Origin of the sequence: Shigella sp. FC1661, from assembly GCF_001712525.1 — a bacterium.
Lineage (GTDB): Bacteria > Pseudomonadota > Gammaproteobacteria > Enterobacterales > Enterobacteriaceae > Escherichia > Escherichia coli.
Window position 1 is genome coordinate 1 of sequence record NZ_MDGW01000311.1, and the last position, 1,580, is coordinate 1,580.

Annotated in this window: 2 protein-coding genes and 2 pseudogenes; 3 read left to right on the forward strand and 1 reads right to left on the reverse strand. The window is 51.4% G+C overall.

Annotated features, from left to right (window positions below; all coding sequences use genetic code 11):
- Nucleotides 1-159 (reverse strand): IS1 family transposase (locus tag BFF42_RS16585; protein ID WP_032277379.1); only part of this gene is annotated, 159 nt, incomplete at its 3' end.
- Nucleotides 160-208: 49 nt separating this feature from the next.
- Here BFF42_RS16585 and BFF42_RS16590 point away from each other — a divergent pair.
- From BFF42_RS16590 to BFF42_RS16600, 3 genes and pseudogenes are all read left to right on the forward strand, one after another.
- Nucleotides 209-1,069 (forward strand): annotated as a pseudogene (locus BFF42_RS16590) (PTS transporter subunit EIIC); the annotation flags it as partial.
- Nucleotides 1,070-1,119: 50 nt separating this feature from the next.
- Nucleotides 1,120-1,365 (forward strand): annotated as a pseudogene (gene chbA, locus BFF42_RS16595) (PTS N,N'-diacetylchitobiose transporter subunit IIA); the annotation flags it as partial.
- A gap of 56 nt (nt 1,366-1,421) precedes the next feature.
- Nucleotides 1,422-1,580 (forward strand): IS1 family transposase (locus BFF42_RS16600; protein ID WP_032277379.1); only part of this gene is annotated, 159 nt, incomplete at its 3' end.

Below are 1,580 nucleotides of genomic sequence, written 5' to 3' on the forward strand. Positions count from 1 at the left end.
GTGCGTACCGGGCTGAGAGGCGGTGTAAGTGAACTGTAGTTGCCATGTTTTACGGCAATGAGAGCAGAGATAGCGCTGATGTCCGGCAGTGCTTTTGCCGTTACGCACCACGCCTTCAGTAGCGGAGCAGGAAGGACATCTGATGGAAATGGAAGCCACGTAAGCACCTTAAAATCACCATCATACACTAAATCAGTAAGTTGGCAGCATTACCCGCAATTGGGTCATTAAACTGCCCGACAGCGTACCTGCTTCAGTATCGCGTTCCTTCTCGGCATTAATTCCCGGCTTTATTATTCTTTCCGTTATGGGGATTATTGCCTGGGCGTTGAATACCTGGGGCACCAACTTCCATCAGATCATTATGGATACCATCTCAACCCCACTGGCATCGTTGGGTAGCGTGGTGGGCTGGGCCTATGTGATCTTTGTTCCACTGCTCTGGTTCTTCGGTATTCATGGCGCGCTGGCGCTGACCGCACTGGACAACGGCATTATGACGCCGTGGGCGCTGGAAAATATCGCGACCTATCAGCAATATGGTTCCGTCGAAGCGGCGCTGGCAGCCGGTAAGACCTTCCATATCTGGGCCAAGCCGATGCTGGACTCCTTTATTTTCCTTGGGGGCAGTGGTGCGACTTTAGGCCTGATCCTGGCTATCTTTATCGCCTCTCGCCGTGCTGATTATCGTCAGGTGGCAAAACTGGCGCTGCCGTCCGGCATCTTCCAGATTAACGAACCGATTCTGTTTGGTCTGCCAATTATCATGAACCCGGTGATGTTTATCCCGTTTGTACTGGTACAACCGATTCTGGCGGCAATCACCCTCGCAGCGTACTACATGGGCATTATTCCTCCGGTGACCAATATTGCACCGTGGACCATGCCAACCGGTCTGGGAGCCTTCTTTAACACCAACGGTAGCGTCGCTGCATTGCTGGTCGCACTCTTCAACCTTGATATCGCAACGTTAATTTATCTGCCCTTTGTTGTGGTGGCTAACAAAGCGCAAAACGCGATTGATAAAGAAGAGAGCGAAGAAGATATCGCTAACGCCCTGAAATTTTAATCGATGCCGGTACGGTTAATCGTGCCGGTAAGAAGAGAGAGGAACGATGTATGATGGATCTCGATAACATTCCCGATACGCAAACAGAAGCTGAAGAGCTGGAAGAAGTGGTGATGGGGCTTATCATCAACTCCGGACAAGCGCGCAGCCTGGCGTATGCGGCACTGAAACAGGCGAAGCAGGGCGATTTTGCCGCAGCAAAAGCCATGATGGATCAGTCACGGATGGCATTGAATGAAGCGCATCTGGTACAGACGAAACTGATTGAAGGCGATGCGGGCGAAGGTAAGATGAAAGGGTAATGCTGCCAACTTACTGATTTAGTGTATGATGGTGATTTTAAGGTGCTTGCGTGGCTTCCATTTCCATCAGATGTCCTTCCTGCTCCGCTACTGAAGGCGTGGTGCGTAACGGCAAAAGCACTGCCGGACATCAGCGCTATCTCTGCTCTCATTGCCGTAAAACATGGCAACTACAGTTCACTTACACCGCCTCTCAGCCCGGTACGCAC